This is a genomic window from Mannheimia glucosida (assembly GCF_046267875.1).
Classification (GTDB): domain Bacteria; phylum Pseudomonadota; class Gammaproteobacteria; order Enterobacterales; family Pasteurellaceae; genus Mannheimia; species Mannheimia glucosida.
In genome coordinates this window covers 1,256,682-1,277,104 of the sequence record NZ_CP176502.1, presented here as the reverse complement: position 1 = coordinate 1,277,104, position 20,423 = coordinate 1,256,682, and the positions used below count along the sequence as shown (strand labels likewise).

Annotated in this window: 17 protein-coding genes and 1 riboswitch; of the genes, 6 read left to right on the top strand and 11 right to left on the bottom strand. The window is 41.1% G+C overall.

What is annotated here, in order from left to right; all coding sequences use genetic code 11:
- Window positions 1–98 precede the first annotated feature (98 nt).
- From ACJ7Z2_RS06235 to ribD, 3 genes are all read right to left on the bottom strand, one after another.
- On the bottom strand, window positions 99–1,307 hold the full coding sequence (locus tag ACJ7Z2_RS06235; RefSeq protein ID WP_409499701.1) for a bifunctional 3,4-dihydroxy-2-butanone-4-phosphate synthase/GTP cyclohydrolase II: 1,209 nt from the start codon (window positions 1,305–1,307) through the stop codon (window positions 99–101).
- Between the two features lie 18 nt (window positions 1,308–1,325).
- Window positions 1,326–1,973, bottom strand: coding sequence for a riboflavin synthase (ribE, locus tag ACJ7Z2_RS06230; protein ID WP_409499700.1), 648 nt, complete (start codon window positions 1,971–1,973; stop codon window positions 1,326–1,328).
- A gap of 216 nt (window positions 1,974–2,189) precedes the next feature.
- Window positions 2,190–3,287 carry a bifunctional diaminohydroxyphosphoribosylaminopyrimidine deaminase/5-amino-6-(5-phosphoribosylamino)uracil reductase RibD gene (gene ribD / locus ACJ7Z2_RS06225; protein WP_409499699.1) on the bottom strand — a complete coding sequence of 366 codons (1,098 nt, stop codon included), beginning with the start codon at window positions 3,285–3,287 and terminating at the stop codon, window positions 2,190–2,192.
- A gap of 175 nt (window positions 3,288–3,462) precedes the next feature.
- A riboswitch (FMN riboswitch) is annotated at window positions 3,463–3,581 on the bottom strand.
- 205 nt (window positions 3,582–3,786) lie between these two features.
- Here ribD and lon point away from each other — a divergent pair.
- A complete protein-coding gene (gene lon, locus ACJ7Z2_RS06220; protein WP_409499698.1) occupies window positions 3,787–6,189 on the top strand; it encodes an endopeptidase La in 2,403 nt (800 codons plus the stop codon).
- Between the two features lie 139 nt (window positions 6,190–6,328).
- On the opposite strand, the gene ilvY is transcribed toward lon, so the two are convergent.
- Window positions 6,329–7,213, bottom strand: a complete 885-nt coding sequence (gene ilvY, locus ACJ7Z2_RS06215) for an HTH-type transcriptional activator IlvY (protein WP_409499697.1) — start codon at window positions 7,211–7,213, stop codon at window positions 6,329–6,331.
- Between the two features lies 1 nt (window position 7,214).
- The gene (locus tag ACJ7Z2_RS06210) at window positions 7,215–8,246 is read right to left on the bottom strand and encodes a glycosyltransferase family 9 protein (protein WP_409499696.1); all 1,032 of its coding nucleotides are present in this window, start codon (window positions 8,244–8,246) and stop codon (window positions 7,215–7,217) included.
- A 47-nt stretch (window positions 8,247–8,293) separates the two neighbouring features.
- On the opposite strand from ACJ7Z2_RS06210, the gene ACJ7Z2_RS06205 reads away from it, so the two are divergent.
- Window positions 8,294–9,349: a glycosyltransferase family 9 protein gene (locus tag ACJ7Z2_RS06205; RefSeq protein WP_409499695.1), complete on the top strand. Its 1,056-nt coding sequence runs from the start codon at window positions 8,294–8,296 to the stop codon at window positions 9,347–9,349.
- 60 nt (window positions 9,350–9,409) lie between these two features.
- Here ACJ7Z2_RS06205 and rpmE read toward each other — a convergent pair whose 3' ends face one another.
- On the bottom strand, window positions 9,410–9,622 hold the full coding sequence (rpmE, locus tag ACJ7Z2_RS06200) for a 50S ribosomal protein L31 (RefSeq protein ID WP_006249284.1): 213 nt from the start codon (window positions 9,620–9,622) through the stop codon (window positions 9,410–9,412).
- A 367-nt stretch (window positions 9,623–9,989) separates the two neighbouring features.
- Here rpmE and tkt point away from each other — a divergent pair, with 367 nt between their 5' ends.
- The gene (tkt, locus tag ACJ7Z2_RS06195; RefSeq protein WP_409499694.1) at window positions 9,990–11,996 is read left to right on the top strand and encodes a transketolase; all 2,007 of its coding nucleotides are present in this window, start codon (window positions 9,990–9,992) and stop codon (window positions 11,994–11,996) included.
- Window positions 11,997–12,121: 125 nt separating this feature from the next.
- Here tkt and ACJ7Z2_RS06190 read toward each other — a convergent pair whose 3' ends face one another.
- Complete coding sequence (locus tag ACJ7Z2_RS06190; protein WP_409501115.1) at window positions 12,122–13,192, bottom strand: PhoH family protein; 1,071 nt, start codon at window positions 13,190–13,192, stop codon at window positions 12,122–12,124.
- A gap of 14 nt (window positions 13,193–13,206) precedes the next feature.
- Complete coding sequence (fadR, locus tag ACJ7Z2_RS06185) at window positions 13,207–13,932, bottom strand: fatty acid metabolism transcriptional regulator FadR (RefSeq protein WP_409499693.1); 726 nt, start codon at window positions 13,930–13,932, stop codon at window positions 13,207–13,209.
- A 156-nt stretch (window positions 13,933–14,088) separates the two neighbouring features.
- Between fadR and nhaB the strand changes: the two genes are divergently transcribed.
- From nhaB to metC, 3 genes are all read left to right on the top strand, one after another.
- Window positions 14,089–15,630, top strand: coding sequence for a sodium/proton antiporter NhaB (gene nhaB / locus ACJ7Z2_RS06180; RefSeq protein ID WP_409499692.1), 1,542 nt, complete (start codon window positions 14,089–14,091; stop codon window positions 15,628–15,630).
- Between the two features lie 63 nt (window positions 15,631–15,693).
- Complete coding sequence (gene dsbB / locus ACJ7Z2_RS06175) at window positions 15,694–16,233, top strand: disulfide bond formation protein DsbB (RefSeq protein ID WP_409499691.1); 540 nt, start codon at window positions 15,694–15,696, stop codon at window positions 16,231–16,233.
- Between the two features lie 58 nt (window positions 16,234–16,291).
- The gene (gene metC, locus ACJ7Z2_RS06170) at window positions 16,292–17,482 is read left to right on the top strand and encodes a cystathionine beta-lyase (RefSeq protein ID WP_409499690.1); all 1,191 of its coding nucleotides are present in this window, start codon (window positions 16,292–16,294) and stop codon (window positions 17,480–17,482) included.
- A gap of 50 nt (window positions 17,483–17,532) precedes the next feature.
- Here the strand turns inward: metC and ACJ7Z2_RS06165 are convergent, their stop codons facing one another.
- From ACJ7Z2_RS06165 to ACJ7Z2_RS06155, 3 genes are all read right to left on the bottom strand, one after another.
- A complete protein-coding gene (locus ACJ7Z2_RS06165; RefSeq protein ID WP_409499689.1) occupies window positions 17,533–18,621 on the bottom strand; it encodes a 5-methyltetrahydropteroyltriglutamate--homocysteine S-methyltransferase in 1,089 nt (362 codons plus the stop codon).
- Between the two features lie 173 nt (window positions 18,622–18,794).
- Window positions 18,795–19,436 carry an orotate phosphoribosyltransferase gene (gene pyrE, locus ACJ7Z2_RS06160; protein ID WP_409499688.1) on the bottom strand — a complete coding sequence of 214 codons (642 nt, stop codon included), beginning with the start codon at window positions 19,434–19,436 and terminating at the stop codon, window positions 18,795–18,797.
- A 122-nt stretch (window positions 19,437–19,558) separates the two neighbouring features.
- Complete coding sequence (locus ACJ7Z2_RS06155) at window positions 19,559–20,401, bottom strand: 23S rRNA (adenine(2030)-N(6))-methyltransferase RlmJ (RefSeq protein ID WP_409499687.1); 843 nt, start codon at window positions 20,399–20,401, stop codon at window positions 19,559–19,561.
- Between the last annotated feature and the right edge of the window lie 22 nt (window positions 20,402–20,423).

The following is a 20,423-nucleotide window of genomic DNA, read 5'->3' as shown; positions in this document are numbered from 1 at the left end:
AAAATGGGTTTATAAGGTAAATTGTAGGGTGGGCGTAAGCCCACGCAATCTATTTAACTTTTTTACGTGGACTTACGTCCACCCTACACCAGAATTTGTTACGCTTTATCAAAATTAAACATATGTCGCATTTTGTGCTGTTTAACTTTAAGGTATTCCAAATCGTGTTCGTTTGGCTCAACCATAATCGGCTCACGAGCCACTACGTTTAAACCTTGCTCAATGAGTCCTTCAATTTTTGCCGGATTATTGGTTAACAGACGAATCGATTTTACGCCTAATTTTTCAAACATTTGAGCGGCGATATAATATTCACGCTCATCATCTTTGAAACCTAATGCCAGGTTGGCTTCAACCGTGTCCATTCCTCTATCTTGCAATTCGTAAGCACGCAGTTTATTAATTAAACCGATGCCACGTCCTTCTTGGCGTAAATAAAGCACCACGCCTCTGCCCTCTTGCTCCACTTGGTTCATTGCCGCGGCAAATTGCTGACCACAATCGCAACGTTGTGAGCCAAAGGCATCGCCGGTTAAACATTCGGAATGGATACGGCACAATACATTTTCGCCATCACCAATATCGCCTTTAACTAAAGCGACATGCTCTTTTCCTGAAATGGTTTCAACGAAACTGTGTGCTTTGAACTCACCATATTTGGTCGGCATTTTTACCACCGAAACCACATTCACCAAGCTGTCGTGTTTTCTACGATACTCTTGTAATTGCTGAATAGTAATAAACGGCATATTGTGTGCTTGAGCAAACGCCTTTAGTTCCGGCATCTGCATCATCGTACCATCTTCTGCCATAATTTCACAGCAAAGCCCTGCCGGTTTCAAGCCCGCCAAACGAGCTAAATCCACCGTTGCTTCAGTATGCCCGTTACGCACTAATACGCCCCCGTCTTTCGCCACTAACGGGAAAACGTGTCCCGGACGTCTGAAATCTTCCGGTTTAGCGTTTTCATCAAGCATTTTCAGGCAAGTTAATGAACGCTCAAAAGCGGAAATACCGGTGCCGGTTTGAATATGGTCAACAGAAACGGTAAATGCGGTTTGATGATTATCTTCGTTCTCTAGCACCATCGGGTGAAAATTTAATTTCTTGGCAATTTCTGTCGAAATCGGCGTACAAATCAACCCTTTACCATATTTCGCCATAAAGTTGATATTTTCCGGTGTCGCAAATTCCGCTGCACAAATGAAGTCCCCTTCATTTTCACGGTCGGCATCATCGCTGACTAAAATAATTTTCCCTTGTGCAATTGCTTGAATTGCTTCTTCTACCGTTGAAAACTTAAACATTATTTGTCCTTTATTTGGTTAAAACCCTGCATTTTTAAGAAAATCCGCGGTGATTTTACTTTGCGGATTTTCAGGCTCTTTTTTCAATAAAAACTGTTCGATATATTTGCCGACAATGTCATTTTCTAAATTCACCAAACTACCGATTTTTTTCGTACCGAGGTTGGTTTCCTTAATGGTATGCGGAATAATCGATACTCGGAAAGATTCCGCATCAACATCCACCACCGTTAAACTAATGCCATCAATAGTAATCGAGCCTTTTTCAATGATGTAACGCATTAACTTAGGCTCGGCTTTAATTCGATACCAAGTTGAATTATCTGCCGGTGTAATCTCTGCCACCACGCCAGTGCCGTCAATATGACCTGACACAATATGTCCACCAAAACGCCCGTTCGCCGCCATTGCCCGCTCAAGATTAACCGGGCTATTGATACTTAATTCGCCAAGTGATGTACGTTTTAAAGTTTCTGACATAACATCAGCAGTAAATTGCTCCTGCGTGAATGAAGTCACGGTTAAACACACGCCATTTACCGCAATGCTATCCCCTAAATGTACATCGGTCAGAATCTTTTTTGCTTTAACCGTTACCACCGCAAACTCGCCCTGTTTCTTAATTTGGGCTATCTGACCAACTTCTTCGATAATGCCTGTGAACATTTAAATTTTTCTCCGATTTACTTCCAATTTAGTCTGAGAACTGCTTATCTTACTATTCCCCTCTCCCGTTTACGGGAGAGGGAAGAGAAAATCCGTAGGATTTTCGGAGGGAGAGGGAAGATTCCACTCATTTTCCCCTCTCTCTGCATCAAATTTCTGAACGAAATTTTATGCTGTCTCTCTCCCTTAAACGGGCGAGAGTAAGGAAATTTCAATTTAATTACGAAGCGAGTCCACTTCATAATCCAATAAAATATCTTCTCCGATTAATTCGGTAGATTTTAGACGTAATTTAACCGCTTGTGCTAACTCACTAATCCCTTTGCCACCAATCGGCGTTTTCGCCTCTTTGCCGCCAATCAGTTTCGGGGCAATATAGCAGTGTACTCGATTAACTAAACCCTGCTCCAGCACGCTGAAATTGAGTTGTGAACCGCCTTCAATCAATAAGCTGTCGATCCCGAGTTCGCCCAGCTTTTGCAAAAGATCGGCTAAATCCACCCGCTTGTTACGTTCGCCTGTCACTAAAATCTCGACACCGCAAGCGGTATATTCTGCCTGTTCTTTTGCATCATTATTGAGGGTCGCAATAATGGTGCGATATTGGCGTGCAGTTTGAACTAACTTGCTATCCAGTGGCGTACGCAGTTGGCTGTCGCACACGATCCGTACCGGCTGTTTAGCCTTTTCCATTCGGCTGTTGAGCATTGGGTCATCGGCAAGTACCGTTTCCACCCCAACCATAATTGCACTATATTCGTGGCGGGTTTTCTGCACGTTAGCACGAGCAAGCTCCCCAGTAATCCATTTAGATTCACCGCTGGAAGTTGCAATTTTACCATCTGCCGTCATCGCATATTTCAGCAACACATAAGGGCGTTTGGTTTGAATATAGTGGAAAAAAATCGGGTTTAGTGCATCGCACTCGGCACGCATAAAATCTTCCACTACCTCAATGCCGGCGGCTCTCAGTTGTGCTACCCCTTTGCCTGACACCAGAGGGTTCGGATCCCGAGAGCCAATGAACACTTTTTTAATCCCTCGTTCAATCAGCAAATCGGAACAAGGTGGCGTTCGCCCGTGGTGGCAACAAGGCTCTAAGGTGACATAAGCAGTTGCCCCGCTCAGATCTTCCTCGCAGTTTAAAATCGCATTACGTTCTGCGTGCCAACTGCCGGCTTTTTGGTGATAGCCTTCGGCGATGATCTCGCCATTTTTGACAATCACACAGCCCACCAACGGATTTGGGCTTGTCCAGCCTCGAGCTTTTTCGGCAAGGGTGATGGCATAAGCCATATATTGAGCGTCTGTCATAAATTGTTAGCAAAAATAGAGGGCGTAATGAAAGGATTATTGCAATACAAGCCGTCGTTTTTAGTAAAAAATTTGCAAACGCTGCCTGCAAAACAATAAAGCCTTGAAATCTCACGACTCAAGGCTTGCAAAAAAGACACAAAAAATAACCGCTTGCACGGTATTTTTGCGATTTTTGACTCTTCTTTCATCCAGACTATACTGTCGGTTTTGGAATTTCACCAAATCCTGCCGATTACTCGGCTCGCGGACTTTACCGCCGATCGGGAATTTCACCCTGCCCTGAAGATTAAAATATGCAAAGAATTTTGCTCGCATTACGATTTGATGTCAAGCGAGAAATTGAGCAAATTACCCTGATTTTAACGATTGATTAAATCGCCAGCATCTACTGTTTTGATAGCCAGAGTTTTTTTAAGATAAATCAAATTTATCCCTTGTTTTTCCCAAATTCGTCCTCATAATGGGGAATTATATTTTTATAGAAGAGAGCAAATTTATGGCACCAAGAAAAAAGAAAGCGATTGAATTACCACTACTCCCATTGCGTGATGTGGTGGTTTTTCCTTATATGGTTATGCCGTTATTTGTAGGACGTGAAAAATCAATTCAAGCCCTACGCTCGGCGATGGATTCTAATAAACAACTGTTTTTAGTCACCCAACAAGATCCAAATAAAGAAGAGCCGAATGCAGAAGATATGTATGGCGTAGGTGTAATTGCCAACATTATTCAAATGTTAAACCTGCCAGACGGCACAGTTAAAGTGCTGGTGGAAGGGCAAACCCGTGCCAAAATCGAGCAAATTCACGATGATGAAAACGGCTTCTGGGCGGCAATTCAGCCGATGTATTCGGAATATGATGACGAAAACGAAGAGTTAAAAGCGATTGCTAAAACCACTTTAACTGAATTTGAAAATTACGTTAAAAATAACAAGAAAATTCCAGCGGAAATTATTGCTAAACTGCAAAAAATTACGCTGGAAGACCGCTTGGCGGATACCATTGCCTCTAACTTAATTGCTCCGGTGAAGAAAAAACAGGAATTATTAGAGCAACCAAATCTGATTGCCCGTTTTGAAGCCCTGTTAATTGCGATGGCAACTGAGATGGATACGCTTGAAACCGAAACTCGGATTCGTAATCGTGTTAAACAACAAATGGAAAAAAACCAACGTGATTACTACCTCAACGAGCAAATTAAAGCGATTCAAAAAGAGTTAGGTAATGGCGATGACGTTGAACAAAGCGAGCTAGATAAACTTAAAGAGAAAATTGACGCCGCAAAATTACCGACCGAGGTAAAAGACAAGCTGGATACGGAGTTCAAAAAGCTCAAAGCAATGCCACAAAGCTCTTCCGAAGCCACCGTTGTGCGTGGTTATATCGACTGGATTTTACAAATGCCGTGGCATAAAAAATCAGCGGTCAAAAAAGATTTAGCCAAAGCTCAAGAGATTTTGGATAAAGACCACTATGGCTTAGAACGAGTGAAAGAACGGATTGTGGAATACTTAGCAGTGCAAAGTCGTCTAAATAAATTAAAAGGTCCGATTTTATGCTTGGTTGGTCCGCCGGGGGTCGGTAAAACTTCGTTAGGGCAATCTATTGCCAATGCCACAGGGCGTAAATATGTGCGTATGGCGTTAGGTGGCGTGCGTGATGAAGCGGAAATCCGAGGGCATCGCCGTACTTACATCGGCTCAATGCCGGGTAGCCTAATGATGAAAATGGCGAAAGTCGGCGTGCGTAATCCGCTGTTCTTGTTAGATGAAATCGACAAAATGGCTCAAGATATGCGTGGCGACCCGGCTTCTGCTCTGCTTGAAGTGTTAGATCCTGAGCAAAATAAAGCCTTTAACGACCATTATTTAGAGGTGGATTACGATTTATCCGATGTAATGTTTGTGGCAACCTCAAACTCAATGAATATCCCACCGGCATTGCTTGACCGTATGGAAGTGATTCGTCTTTCAGGTTATACAGAAGATGAAAAAATGCACATTGCTCGTGGTCATTTACTGGCTAAACAGCAAGAAAATAACGGGCTAAAAGAAGGTGAGCTGACCGTTGAAGACAGTGCGATTTTAAGCATTATCCGCTACTATACCCGTGAAGCCGGTGTTCGTAGCCTTGAGCGTGAAATTGCGAAAATTTGCCGTAAAGCCGTGAAAGCATTAGTGTTGGATAAGAAATTAAAATCCATTACGGTTTCTGAGAAAAATATCGAAGAATACTTAGGTGTGAAACGTTTTGACTACGGCAAAATGGATAGTCAAAACCGCATTGGCGAAGTGACCGGCTTAGCGTGGACAGAAGTTGGCGGTGATTTATTAACCATTGAAACAGCCTCTGTTGTAGGTAAAGGTAAATTCTCTTACACAGGCTCATTAGGCGATGTAATGAAAGAGTCAATTCAAGCGGCAATGGTCGTTGTTCGCTCCCGTGCAGAAAAATTAGGCATTGCCGAAGACTTCTACGAAAAACGGGATATTCACGTTCACGTGCCGGACGGTGCAACACCGAAAGATGGTCCGAGTGCAGGGATTGCGATGTGTACCGCATTAATTTCTAGCCTAACAGGTAACCCTGTGCGTAAAGAAGTAGCGATGACCGGTGAAATCAGCTTGCGTGGCAAAGTATTGCCAATCGGCGGCTTAAAAGAGAAATTACTGGCAGCCCATCGTGGCGGCATTACGACGGTAATTATTCCGAAAGAAAATGAAAAAGACTTAGAGGAAATTCCGGAAAATGCAAAAGCAGCGTTGGATATTCACGCAGTAGAAACCATTGACGAGGTACTAGCTCTGGCATTAGAAAATCCGCCAATGGGGATTGAAATCTTGCCAAAAGCCGAGATCAAGGTGAAAAAACCGCGAGCTAAAGCCACAGTACAATAAAGTGCAATAATCTAAAATAACATAAGGTGCGACTTTAAGATTGAGTCTCACCTTATTTTTTATCTGTCATTTATCTACAAGCGGTCGGTTTTGCTCTATTTTTTGCAAAAATTTCATAAAATCTGACCGCTTGTTATGCTTAATTGTCAGACAATAATTGCCAAAATGCCTTGATAATCGGCTCTTGCAAGCGTTTTTGCTGAACGCAAATGCCTAGCTCAAATGGGGTTATCGGCGAGGGCAAATTCACATAAGAAACTTGATTATTCATCGGGCTATGCTTAATCACAATATCCGGCAACAGTGCGACCCCAAAGCCTAGTGCAACCATCGGCACAATCGCTTCGTGTCCGGAGACGGTAGCATAAATAATCGGGTCTTTGATTTTTTGCTCTTTAAACCAACGGTCAATCCGTTTTCGCACCGGCCCGTTCACCGGCAAAATAAAGGGGATATTTTTCCAATCTATCGGCGACTGTTGCAAAAATTGAGTGGCTTGGCTCGCCACACGAGGGGCAATAATCGAAAGTTGAATATCATCAATATAGTGAAACACAATATTATTCGGCAGAAATTCCGGCTTACCCGCAACCGAAATATCCGCAGTCAATGACTGAACCTGTTCCAATGCCAAAGCAGGATCGCCGGTACTTAGTTTAATATCTACTTTCGGATATTTTTGGCGAAACCGCCCTAAAATCGGCGGCAAATGGCTGTAAGAAGCCGTTACCGAGCAAAATACTTTTAGCTCCCCCTCTAACTCCCCCTGAGCAGGCGACAACTGGTTTTGCAACTGCTGCCACTCTGCCCAACCTTGTTGAGCAAATGCCAAAAACCTTTCCCCAGCTTCAGTTAAATGGACTTGCCTGTTATCACGCAAAAACAACGGCTGCCCTAGCTCCTCCTCCATACGCTGAATATGGCGGGTAAGAGTGGAAGCCGTCATATAATTCTTCTCCGCACTGCGAATAAAACTACGGCTTTGGGCTATATCTAGGAAAAGTTTAAGGCTTTGGAAGTCCATATTATTTTAGCCACTCCGGTTTTATTGCAGCAAAATCTAAATCATTCACGCTTTTTCTAAAACGGAGAATATGGGTTTCAGCCTGATTATTCGGATGCCAATGTATAAAATTCTGTTCATCGCTACTGTAAAAAGCAATTATCTTTTTACTCAAGCCTGAGGCAATATGCACGGTTGCAGTATCAGGTGAAATTAATAAGTCCGCAAAACGAATCAGTTCTATTGAATCAAAAACGCTTTTGGTTTTCTCATACACAAATATATTTTTATACTGCTTAGTGAAGGAACACAATTTTTCCGTTACTTCAGGAAAAGTAAGTAAAACTATCGGTTTATCACTATGCTGTGCTAAGTAACTTAGCAATTCATTAATTTTCTGGTCACTAAAACGTCTTGCCGAACCTGCACCAAAAAGATTTAACGCAATATAATTTCTAATTTGGTTTTCATATAAATAATGCTTTATGGATTGGTTGCTTGTGGCATTTAGTGGCACATCATACTGAGTTTCTATATTTTCAAACCCGATTAAAGCTAACGCATCTTGATAAATCTCTGAAAAATGCTGTTTTCTATCCTCTACATTTAGATCAAATAATCGATATTTTTGTTTCTGATAACCTACATAATGTTTGGCTGATATAGTGCGTAAAAATAAGAGATCACGATTCCGTAAAGTAACAGTCGGATCAATTACAACATCATACTGCTCTTTTGCAAGTTGTTTGCCACCACGAATATAATCAGGAATACTTTTTGTCTTAACCAAATAGAGCTTATCAATATAAGGATTATTCTCAAATAAATATCGGTTTTTCTGTGAGCAAACCACGCCTATTTGCGTTTGGGGAGACTGTTTTTTTATTTCACGGAAGACAAAGGAACTAACGACATAATCACCAATTTTACCATCGTGACGAAGAAATAGAATTTTATTGGGAATTTCCGATAATATCAGATCAGTATTTTTACTATCTAAAATGGCTTTACCTATCGCCAATCTTGCTTTTCTTAACGTTGCTTTAATATTCATTTTTACTTACTATAACCAATCATTAAAAGAATCAACCTATTATAGAGATGAAATCCTTAGTTATAAAACTTTTTGGTACAAAAAAAGAGAAAAAAACCTTCAAATTTAGCAAAATAGAATCCGTATTACTCAAACCTATCGGAGATGCTATTGGTGATGCTGTTGTGCATATAGCTCATTTGGAGCAAATTAAAAAAGCTCTCCCAAATGTAAAAATAGCGGTTTTAGTTACAGCTCGTAACAAATTGATTTTTTCTCAAGCAAATGTGGTAGATCTGATCTTAGAAGATAAAGTATCCACTTATTTATCCCAACAGGGAAAATGGGATCTTTATTTAGATTTCAAACCAACATTTACCACAAAAAGTATTATTTTAGATAGTATTTTAAAGCCTAAATTTATTATTAACTTCGGCAAAAAACAGAAAAGTATTTACAATTTAGATACCGTAAAAAATTACGATTTCACTACTATCTTTCCAAAGCAGGTTCATTTTGCTGACTATCTAAACTATGCTATTTTTGCTGATTTTTTAGAAAAAAATCAGGTCAATTATAATTTAGCCATTCCTAGTGAAAAAATCAGTTTTGCAAATAATCTGTGGCAAGAGAAGAAAATCCGATTACTACTGAATCCTCAAGGTAGTATGCGTGAAATTCCTACTCAAGAATTATCAGAGCTATTATCTATGATTGATAAAAGATATGTTCAACATATTAGTTGCTTGATGACCAATACAACCAATAGTGCCGAATATTTATCAAGACTGGAAACTCCGCTTGAAATAGAGCTAGCTCCTAGTAGTGATATTTTAGGTTATTGTGCATTAGTCAATTCTTCAGATATTGTGATTGCAGTTGATGGAGGTGGAGTTCATATTTCTTGCGCATTAGGAAAAAAATTGCTCTCATTTTATGCCAACCACCCAGCTAATATTGCACGCTGGTATCCAAAACCTAAAAAAGATATTGAAACTTTTATGGTTATCGCAAACAAATGGACTGAGGATAATAATGATACTCGAGGTTTTTCTCTGGTAGCTCCTGCAAAATGGTTAAATCACCAATTTGCAAAATTGATAGAAAAATACACCGCTTGTTAATTCTATATAGATATATAAGCAAAACAAAACCCCGCATTAGCGGGGTTTGCAATAATCAAATTATTTTGAGCTTGGGATGCTGAAACGTTTGTTAAAGCGTTCAACACGACCACCGGTGTCAACAACACGTTGTTTACCAGTATAGAACGGGTGGCAGTTGCCACATACGTCTAAGTTTAAATCTTTACCCACTGTTGAGCGAGTTTTAACTACATTACCGCAAGAGCAAGTTGCCGTAATTTCTTTATATTCTGGGTGAATACCTTGTTTCATTGGGGAACCTCATAAGAAGCCATATCGCCGCCTATCTTGTTAGAATCTCTACCGCTGATAGGTACCATATGTAATTAATAAAAATGTTGAGCAAATGCTCAACGCCAAAAAGAGTGCGTATTTTAGAGAAATTTGTTGCCTAGATCAACTACTAAACATTCGCTTTATCAAGAAAATATTGTATTAGGAAAAAAACGTCTATTAAAATCAAATCAAATCCAATCAAAACAAATCACAATTTAATCATTTTTTGTGATACAGATCACATTTCTCATTTCCATTTTTGAGTTTTTCTAGCAAAATAGTGTAGAATCCAATTCGATATCCTTTCCATTTTATATAACATTCTCGATTAGGAGTAACACAAATGACAGAACGTAAAGTGCTAGCGAATGCAATTCGTTTTTTAAGTATGGATGCTGTACAAAAAGCTAATTCAGGCCACCCTGGCGCACCAATGGGTATGGCTGATATTGCAGAAGTTTTATGGCGTGATTTTTTAAAACACAATCCAACTAATCCTAAATGGGCAGATCGTGACCGTTTTGTTCTGTCTAACGGACACGGTTCAATGTTAATCTATAGCTTACTTCATTTAACCGGCTATGATCTCTCTATTGAAGATTTAAAACAGTTCCGTCAGTTACATTCTAAAACACCTGGTCACCCTGAATATGGTTATGCACCGGGTGTTGAAACCACCACAGGCCCGTTAGGTCAAGGTATTACCAATGCGGTCGGTATGGCGATTGCGGAAAAAACCCTTGCAGCACAATTTAACCGTGAAGGTCATAAAATTGTCGATCACTACACTTACGCTTTCTTAGGCGATGGCTGTTTAATGGAAGGTATCTCACACGAAGCTTGCTCTCTCGCCGGTACATTAGGCTTAGGCAAACTGATTGCTTTCTACGATGATAACAATATCTCTATCGACGGCCACGTTGATGGTTGGTTCACTGATGATACCGCACAACGCTTTGAGTCTTATGGCTGGCAAGTTATCCGTAATGTCGATGGTCATAACCCAGAACAAATCAAATTTGCGATTGAAAATGCACAAGCCGAAACCGAGCGTCCAACTTTAATTATTTGTAAAACCATTATCGGCTATGGTTCACCAAATAAATCAAACTCTCACGATTGCCACGGTGCGCCATTGGGTGATGCTGAAATCCAAGCCGCTCGTGAATTTTTAGGTTGGGAACATGCCCCATTTGTGATTCCAGCTGAAATTTATGCAGAGTGGGACGCAAAAGCAAAAGGTACATTAGCAGAAAAAGATTGGAACGCTAAATTTGCTGCTTATGAAGCGGCATACCCTGAACTAGCCGCTGAATTTAAACGCCGTTACGCAGGCGAATTACCGGCTAACTGGGAAGCTGAAAGCAAAGCTTTTATTGAAAAATTACAAGCAAATCCGGCAACCATTGCAAGCCGTAAAGCATCACAAAATGCAATCGAAGCTTACGCGCCAATCTTACCTGAATTCCTCGGCGGCTCAGCTGACTTAGCAAGCTCTAACTTAACCTTATGGTCTGGCTCAAAACCGATTCGTGCGGAACACAATGTAGATGGTAACTACATCAACTACGGCGTGCGTGAATTCGGTATGTCTGCGATTATGAACGGGATTGCCCTACACGGTGGTTTCATTCCTTACGGTGCAACCTTCTTAATGTTCTACGAATATGCACACAATGCGGTGCGTATGGCAGCCTTAATGAAGCAACGTGCCTTATTTGTTTATACACACGACTCCATCGGTTTAGGTGAAGACGGCCCGACCCACCAACCGGTAGAACAAACTGCTTCATTACGCCAAATTCCAAACTTAGAAACCTGGCGTCCGGCAGACCAAGTAGAATCTGCTGTTGCTTGGAAAGCGGCGGTAGAACGTAAAGACGGCCCGACAGCACTAATCTTTACTCGCCAAAATCTGGCTCAACAACAACGTACTGCGGAGCAATTAGCCAACGTAGCTCGTGGTGGTTATATCTTGCGTGAATGTTGCGAAAAAGGTAGTTGCCCGGATTTAATCTTAATTGCAACCGGTTCTGAAGTAGATTTAGCAATGAAAGCCGCTGATGTGTTAGATGCAGAAGGCGTGAAAGTGCGTGTAGTTTCAATGCCAAGCACCAACGTGTTTGACAAACAAGATGAAGCCTATCGTGAATCGGTATTACCACGTTCAGTCACTAAACGTGTGGCGATTGAAGCTCAATTAGCTGACTTCTGGTATAAATATGTCGGCTTTGATGGTCGAATTGTAGGTATGAATAGCTTTGGTGAATCCGCACCAGCAGATCAATTATTCAAACTCTTCGGCTTTACCGTTGAAAACGTGGTTGCTAAAGCAAAAGAAATCTTATAATGAAACAATAAGATAAAGAAAAGCGGGAATTAACTTCCCGCTTTTTTGTTGAACAACTGTTATGACAAGCGGTGAAATTTCAGCGATTTTTTGCAAAAAATTAGCGAAATATGACCGCTTGTAAGCTATAACATTTCAGCTTGAGCAAGAATTTTTTCTTGCTCTAAAGCTAATTTTTCCAGTTTTCGCTGTTCTTTACGCTCTTCATCAACCGCTTCCCACGCATCATAGGCTTGCACAATTTTGGCAACCACAGGGTGGCGGACAATATCTTTGCTATCAAAGAAATTAAAGCTGAGTTCCGACACGTCTTTTAGCACTTCCATTGCGTGTTTTAAGCCCGATTTTTGGCTGCGGGGCAAATCCACTTGGGTAATATCGCCGGTAATTACCGCTTTGGAATTAAAGCCGATACGGGTTAAGAACATTTTCATTTGCTCGGTGGTGGTGTTTTGGCTTTCATCTAAAATGATGAACGCATCGTTTAAAGTACGCCCTCGCATATAAGCAAGTGGGGCAATTTCAATCACACCACGCTCCATCAATTTTTGAGCTTTTTCAAAGCCAAGCATTTCAAACAGGGCATCATATAACGGGCGTAAGTAAGGCTCAATTTTTTGCCCTAAATCGCCGGGTAAAAAACCGAGCTTTTCACCGGCTTCCACTGCAGGGCGGGTGAGTAAAATACGGCGGATTTCTTGGCGTTCAAGCGATTCTACCGCCGCCGCTACCGCCAAAAAGGTTTTGCCCGTGCCTGCCGGTCCGATACCGAAACTGATGTCGTGGCTTAAAATATTCCGCAGATAGGCTTGTTGATGTTCGCCACGAGGTTTAATCACCCCTCGCTTGGTTTTAATCGCTATTTCGCCTTGCGAGCCGGCTTGCCATTGGTTTTGTAGTAGCATTCGGCTTTCCTGAATCGCCAAATGTATATCTTCTAAGTCCAATTCCTTAATTTTGCCTTTAATCGGGGCAGTTTCATTATACAGTTGCTTAATCAGCTTCACACTATTTTGAACTAAGGTAGCAGAATAGTGATTGTCATCTTCCGATTGAATCGTAAAGTTGAAGCCTGTTCGAGCAATAATGAGATTAAAACTTTTTTCAATTAAGGCTAAATGCTCATCAAATGCACCACAAAGCGATTGCAGACGAGCATTATCTTGCGGTTCTAAACTAAAAATAATTTCGTTCAACATTCTACCTTCTGTTAAAGCTGACCAAAGCTTTCAGGAATATTAGCGGATAATTTTTGCCAAATTTCACCACTAGATTGGCGATTTTTAGCCATACAAGCGGCCGCTTTTTCGCTATCTTTTGCAATACAGGCAGCTAATAATGCTCTGTAAAAACTTAACGTTAATTGGCGATTATTTTCATCAGCAAAGAAAATTTTTGCGACTTGATGATACATTGATTTAAAGCTATTTAAGATCAATGCATACACGGGCTTATTAGCTAAAAAAGTAAATTGTCTGAATAACTTATAATCAAATTCAGCATAAGCAACTGCTGTATTTTCTAATTCATTTAGCCCATCAAAGAGTTTAGCACTTGCTTCAGGAGCAAGGTAAATCGCTTCTGGAATATAAGCCTCCGCCATACGAGTACGTAATGACACCACATTGGCAATTACCACCGGAAGATAGCTTTTATCAAGCTTAATGATAGTGCCAATAATATTAGGCCCGGAAGTTTCCCAAATATCATTCACTCTTGTTGGTTTTCCATGCTGAATACTTAACCAGCCTTCTCGCGCTAGACGTTGTAGGACTTCACGTAAAGTTGTTCTTGTTACCCCAATGCGCTCTGCTAGCTCTCGCTCGGCAGGAAGATCAGAGCCGGCAGGGAAATGATTATTCCAAATACTCTTTACAATATATTCTTCCGCTAATGCTGCCGGGCTCTGCGCTTTTAAAATATCACTGTGACCCATTAATGCCCCCCAAGCATAAAATATACTTATCTAAAATCTAACTATTCTTTATTTCTAATCAATTATTGCGACTAAAAAGTTCAGTAATACTATTATCCTTTAATCTAAACTATATTACAATTGTAATATCTGTTTACAAATTTTGAGGTCCTTTATATGAGTAGCATTGATGCTCTTTTTAAAAGTTTCTTAGGAAAAAGCCCCGAGTGGTATAAATTGTGCATTTTGGCATTTTTAATTATCAATCCGCTCATTTATTTCTTTATCAGCCCTTTTGTTGCAGGCTGGTTTCTAGTTGCTGAATTTATTTTTACTCTTTCTATGGCATTAAAATGTTATCCATTACAGCCCGGTGGTTTATTAGCGATCGAGGCAGTTGTAATCGGTATGACAAGCCCTCACCACATTAAAGAAGAAATTATTGCGAACTTTGATGTTATTCTTCTTTTAATGTTTATGGTTGCCGGTATTTACTTTATGAAGCAATTATTGCTTTATATTTTCACCAAACTACTTGTCGCCATTCATTCGAAAAAAATTCTTTCCCTTTCTTTCTGCTTAAGCGCTGCTTTTTTATCCGCCTTTCTTGATGCTTTAACGGTTATTGCTGTAATCATTAGCGTTGGGACAGGTTTCTACGGCGTATATCATAAAGTCGCATCAGGTAATAACTTTGAAGATTCTACTGATATTACTAATGATGAAAAAATCATCTCTAATAAAGAAATCCTAGAGCAATTTCGTGGTTTTTTAAGAAGTTTATTGATGCACGCCGGTATTGGCTCAGCTTTAGGTGGCGTAATGACCATGGTGGGAGAACCACAAAACTTAATTATTGCCTCACAAGCGGAATGGGGATTTATCGAATTCTTACTTAGAGTATTACCAGTTAGCTTACCTGTGTTAATTTGTGGGATTGCAACCTGCTTTCTTGTAGAAAAATATAAATTATTTGGTTATGGAGACAGGCTTCCTCGCAAAGTTTGGGTCGTACTCGCCCGCTATAGCCAACTAAAAGAACAAAAAATGACGAAACAAGATCGCTTAAAGATGCTGGTACAAGCCATTGCTGGAATTTGGTTAATTATTGGCTTAGCGCTACACCTTGCCGATGTAGGGATTATTGGCTTAACCATCATCATTATTTGCACTGCATTTTGTGGCATTACTGATGAACACACTTTAGGGAAAGCATTCCAAGAATCTATGCCTTTTACAGCATTACTTATTGTATTCTTTTCCGTTGTAGCAGTAATTATTGATTTAAAATTATTCCAACCGATCATTGCTTTTGTGTTATCGGCTGAACCGCATTCACAACTGTCGTTGTTCTACATTTTCAACGGTTTACTTTCAATGATTTCAGACAATGTGTTCGTAGGAACGGTGTATATTAACGAAGCGAAAACTGCCTTAACCGAAGGTATTATTGGACGTGAACAGTTTGATCTACTTGCGGTTGCGATCAATACAGGTACAAACTTACCGTCTGTGGCAACACCGAACGGGCAAGCAGCATTCTTGTTCTTATTAACATCATCTTTTGCTCCGTTAATTAAACTTTCTTACGGCAGAATGGTTTATATGGCATTGCCTTATACTATCGTACTTTCCATTGTTGGCTTTTTATCCTTGGAATTTTTACTGCCATCACTCACGGAAATGATGCTAAATTGGGGTTGGATCGTAACACGTTAATTCAATAGATAAGCCAACGCAAATAAGGTAGAATGCCTAAAGTTCATAAAATGAGGAATAACTATGCTCCACTATTTTAAAACGCTATCACTCTCTCGTGGAGCGTGGTTTCTATTATGCTTAAGCTGTATTGTGCTGGAAGGTGTAGCACTTTATTTCCAACACGGAATGGGGCTTGTGCCTTGTGTAATGTGCATTTATGAGCGGGTTGCCTTATTTGGTATTTTATTTGCCGGTATTTTAGGTTTTCTTGGCAACCGCTATGCCATTATGCGTTGGCTCGCCATTTTAATTTGGTTGGGTAGTGCATTCAAAGGTTTAACCCTTTCGATTAAACATCACGATTACCAAGTCAATCCATCGCCTTGGAATCAATGCGAATTTAAAGTTAATTTCCCGCAAACCTTGCCGCTTGACCAATGGCTACCACAAGTGTTTGCCCCCGGTCCGGTTAATTGTAGCCAAAGCCAATGGGAAATGTTCGGCTTTTCAATGGCACAATGGCTAATCTTTACTTTTGCGGTTTACTTAATTGTTGCGGTCATTGTGCTAATCAGCCAATTTAAACGTAGCCGTCAAAGAAATAACTTTATGTTTCGTTAATTATTAATAAAGGGGCAAATGTTGATTTGCCCCTATGCATTTTACTTTAGGAAAAGTTATGCCTAACTATAAAAATCTTTCCACCAAACTTGTTCATACAGGGCGTAAAAAACGTAACACACAAGGAGCAGTTAACCCGGTGATTCAGCGTGCTTCATCTTTAGTGTTTGAAACCTTAGAAGAGAAAAAACACGCTACACAAAACCGCTACAAAGGAGCATTATTTTATGGCAGACGTGGCACTCTCACTCATTTTTCATTACAAGAAGCAATGTGTGAATTAGAAGGCGGGGCAGGTTGCTACCTCTACCCTTGCGGTGCGGCGGCAGTCACCAATGCAATTTTAGCTTTTGTGGAACAAGGCGATCACGTTTTAATGACCAGTGCGGCTTACGAACCAACACAAGAGTTCTGCAATATGCTGTTAAAACGTATGGGTGTTTCAACTACTTATTATGACCCGATGATTGGCGAAGGCTTGAAAGCCCTTGTACAACCGAATACCAAAGTGCTTTTTTTAGAATCGCCGAGTTCGCTGACAATGGAAGTGCCTGATATTCCGACTCTAGTGCGTGTTGCTCGTGAAATCAATCCGGAAATCGTGATTATGATCGATAACACTTGGTCTGCCGGTGTGCTGTTCCCTGCTTTAGAATATGGGATTGATATTTCAATTCAAGCCGGCACTAAATATTTGGTCGGGCATTCTGATGTGATGATCGGGACTGCCGTTTCCAACGCCCGTTGTTGGGATAAACTGCGTGAAGGCTCTTATTTAATGGGACAAATGGTGGATGCCGATTCCGCTTATACCACTGCTCGGGGGCTACGCACCTTAGGCATTCGCTTAAAGCAGCACGAACAAAGCAGTATTGCGGTTGCCAACTGGCTGGCTCAACGTCCTGAAGTGAAAGCAGTTTATCACCCGGCGTTGGAAAGCTGCCCGGGGCACGAGTTTTTCAAGCGGGATTTTTTAGGATCAAGCGGTCTATTTTCGTTTGAACTTTGCGAAAAGCTCTCGAATGAGAAATTAGCCAACTTCCTAGAGCATTTTGAACTGTTTTCAATGGCGTATTCTTGGGGTGGGTTTGAATCGCTGATTCTTGCCAATCAGCCGGAAGAAATTGCCAAAATCCGTCCGTCTATTGAGCGAAAACTAACGGGTACATTAATTCGCATTCACGTTGGCTTGGAAGCGGTGGAAGATTTAATTGCCGATTTAGAACAAGGTTTTAACCGCATTCGCTAAATCGATTCAATTTGCAAAAAATGCCCGCTTGTTGCGGGCATTTTCTCACATTAATCTTCGCCCCAAACTTCTTTGGCGATTTCTTCCACAAAGCGGACTTTCGCCCACTGTTGTGCTTCCGACATTATATTTCCCTCTTCGGTTGAGGCAAAACCACATTGCGGACTGAGACAAAGCTGCTCTAACGGCACATATTTTGCCGCCTCTTGAATACGGGCTTTAACCGCTTCTTTATCTTCCAATTCAGGGAATTTTGAACTAATTAAGCCTAACACCACACGCCCTTTGTTGTTGGCAAAATGTTTTAACGGCTCAAAGCCGCCTGAACGCTCATCATCATATTCTAAGAAATAGCCGTCATAGTTGGTTTGAGCAAATAAGCCGTCAGCAATCGGGTCATAAGCCCCTGTCAATAAATAAGAGGATTTATAGTTACCTCGGCAAACGTGGGTGGTGATGGTTAGATCTTCCGGCTTATCGGCAAGAATCGCTTGAATATTTGCCACCGCCTGAGCTTTATCGGCTTCAAATGTCGGTTGACCAACGTTATTACACAACGATCCCCAATACACATCATCAATTTGCAAATAGCGACAACCGGCATCGTAAAATGCTTTAATCGCCTCTTTGTAAGCCTGCTGTACATCTTTGGCAAATTCCTCACGGTTTGGATAAATGCCGTGATCCCACTGAATCGGGTACATTAATTGGTTTGGACTTGGAATGGTAAATTTCGCCACCGCACGACCGCCTACAATCGCATTGAATTTTTTGAAATGCTCAATAAAAGGGTGATTCGGATTCCAAGAAACCTTACCGCAACAACGTGTATTATAAGGGCGAACCTCAACCCCTTTAAACGCATAGGCTTTTTCCGGCACATAGCCTTCAATGCCGTTCAGGTTTTCCAAGAAATCAATATGCCACCAAGAGCGGTGATATTCGCCGTCTGTAACAACTTGAATGCCCGCATCTAATTGAGCTTGTACTAATTTTTTCACTTCCGCTTCTACAATTTCATCACGCTCTTCGAGGGAAATGTGGCCTGCTTTATAGTCTGCGTGAGCTTTTTTCCAAGCATCGGAACGCAAATATGAGCCAACGGTGTCTGCGTGAAAAGGTAATTTTTGATTTGCCATTTTAGTTCTCCAACTCCTGTATTACTGGAGTTTATCCTAAGCCAATTAAGCCAAGCTCACAATCAATTTATCGGCTTTTTAATTGAAAAAATCTCACCAAAAGATGAAAGTGATTCATAATGGTGAGATTATAGAAGTACAAGCGGTGAATTTTTGCTGTTTTTTTGCAAAACTTAAACACCGTATTTTTCACGATATTCACGCATTTTCGGCAAATAAGGAGCGTATTGTGGCGACGTTTCAATAAATGCTACCAAATCATCAAAATCCACAATCGAGAAAACTTGGCAACCGTAATCACGTTCGACTTCTTGAATCGCAGACAACTCGCCCTTGCCTTTCTCTTTGCGGTTTAACGCAATCAGCACACCGGCAAGTTGGGCATTATTGGCATTGATAATTTCCATCGACTCACGAATTGCCGTGCCTGCGGTAATCACATCGTCCACCAGCAAAATCTTGCCCGCTAAAGGAGCACCGATTAAATTCCCGCCCTCTCCGTGATCTTTTGCCTCTTTGCGGTTAAAGCAACAAGGTTTATCCACATCAAACAGGTTGGCTAGTGCCACCGCAACCGTGGTTGCAATCGGAATGCCTTTGTAAGCCGGCCCGAACAGTACATCATACTCAATGCCGCTGGCTTGAATTGCTTTGGCGTAATATTCGCCTAATTTGGCTAAATCCCGCCCGGTATTGAAAAGCCCTGCATTGAAAAAATAGGGGCTGATTCTGCCTGATTTTAAGGTAAATTCGCCAAATTTCAGCACATTACGGCTTAAGGCAAATTCAATAAAGTCGTGTTTGTATTGTTGCATAGTTTTTTCCTTTTATATTTCCCCCACTTCTTGATAAGACAAGCGGTTATTTTTCTAAAAAATATTGCAAATCAGAATTTATGATGGCGCAAGCGTCCACGCTTGTGCTATCCGTATTTAATTTACTCAGGCGTAATCCACTCCACCTTCCAAGAACCTGTTCCTTCCGGCACAAGCACCTCGGTTAAATAAGGCAGGATTTTTTTCATCTGAGTTTCAAGCTGCCAAGGTGGGTTGATCACAATCATACCACTTGCCGTCATTCCTCGTTGGTCGCTATCAGGGCGAACGGCAAGTTCAATTTGTAGAATTTTGCGAATACCGGTATCCATTAAACCTCGCACGATGCGTTTAGTATGTTGGCGAAGCACAACCGGATACCAAATGGCATACACACCGGTGGCAAACCGTTTGTATCCCTCTTCAATCGCTTTAACCACCAATTCATAATCTTCTTTTAATTCATAAGGCGGGTCAATCAGCACAAGGCCTCGGCGTTCTTTAGGCGGCAGAGCGGATTTTAATTGTTGAAAGCCGTTTTCACGCTTGGTTTGCACGTTTTTTGCTTTGGCAAATTCTTGTCGTAATAGCGGAAAATCATTGGGGTGAAGTTCGGTAAGAATGGCTCGGTCTTGCTCACGCAGTTGCTGTACCGCCAATAATGGTGAACCGGCGTAATACTTTAACTTGCCGCCACGGTTTAATTTTTTCAGCTCATCAATATAGAATGCCACTTCTTCCGGTAAATCGTCACGTTCCCATAAACGGGCAACGCCCTCTAAATACTCGCCTGTTTTTTCCGATTCAAAACTTAACAGGCTATAACGACCTACACCAGAGTGGGTATCGAGATATAAAAACCCTTTTTCTTTCTCTTTTAAGGAACGTAAAATCAAAAGTTGGACAATGTGTTTTAACACATCAGCGTGGTTGCCGGCGTGGAAACTGTGGCGATAACTTAACATATTCTTCTCTTTTTCTAGTAAA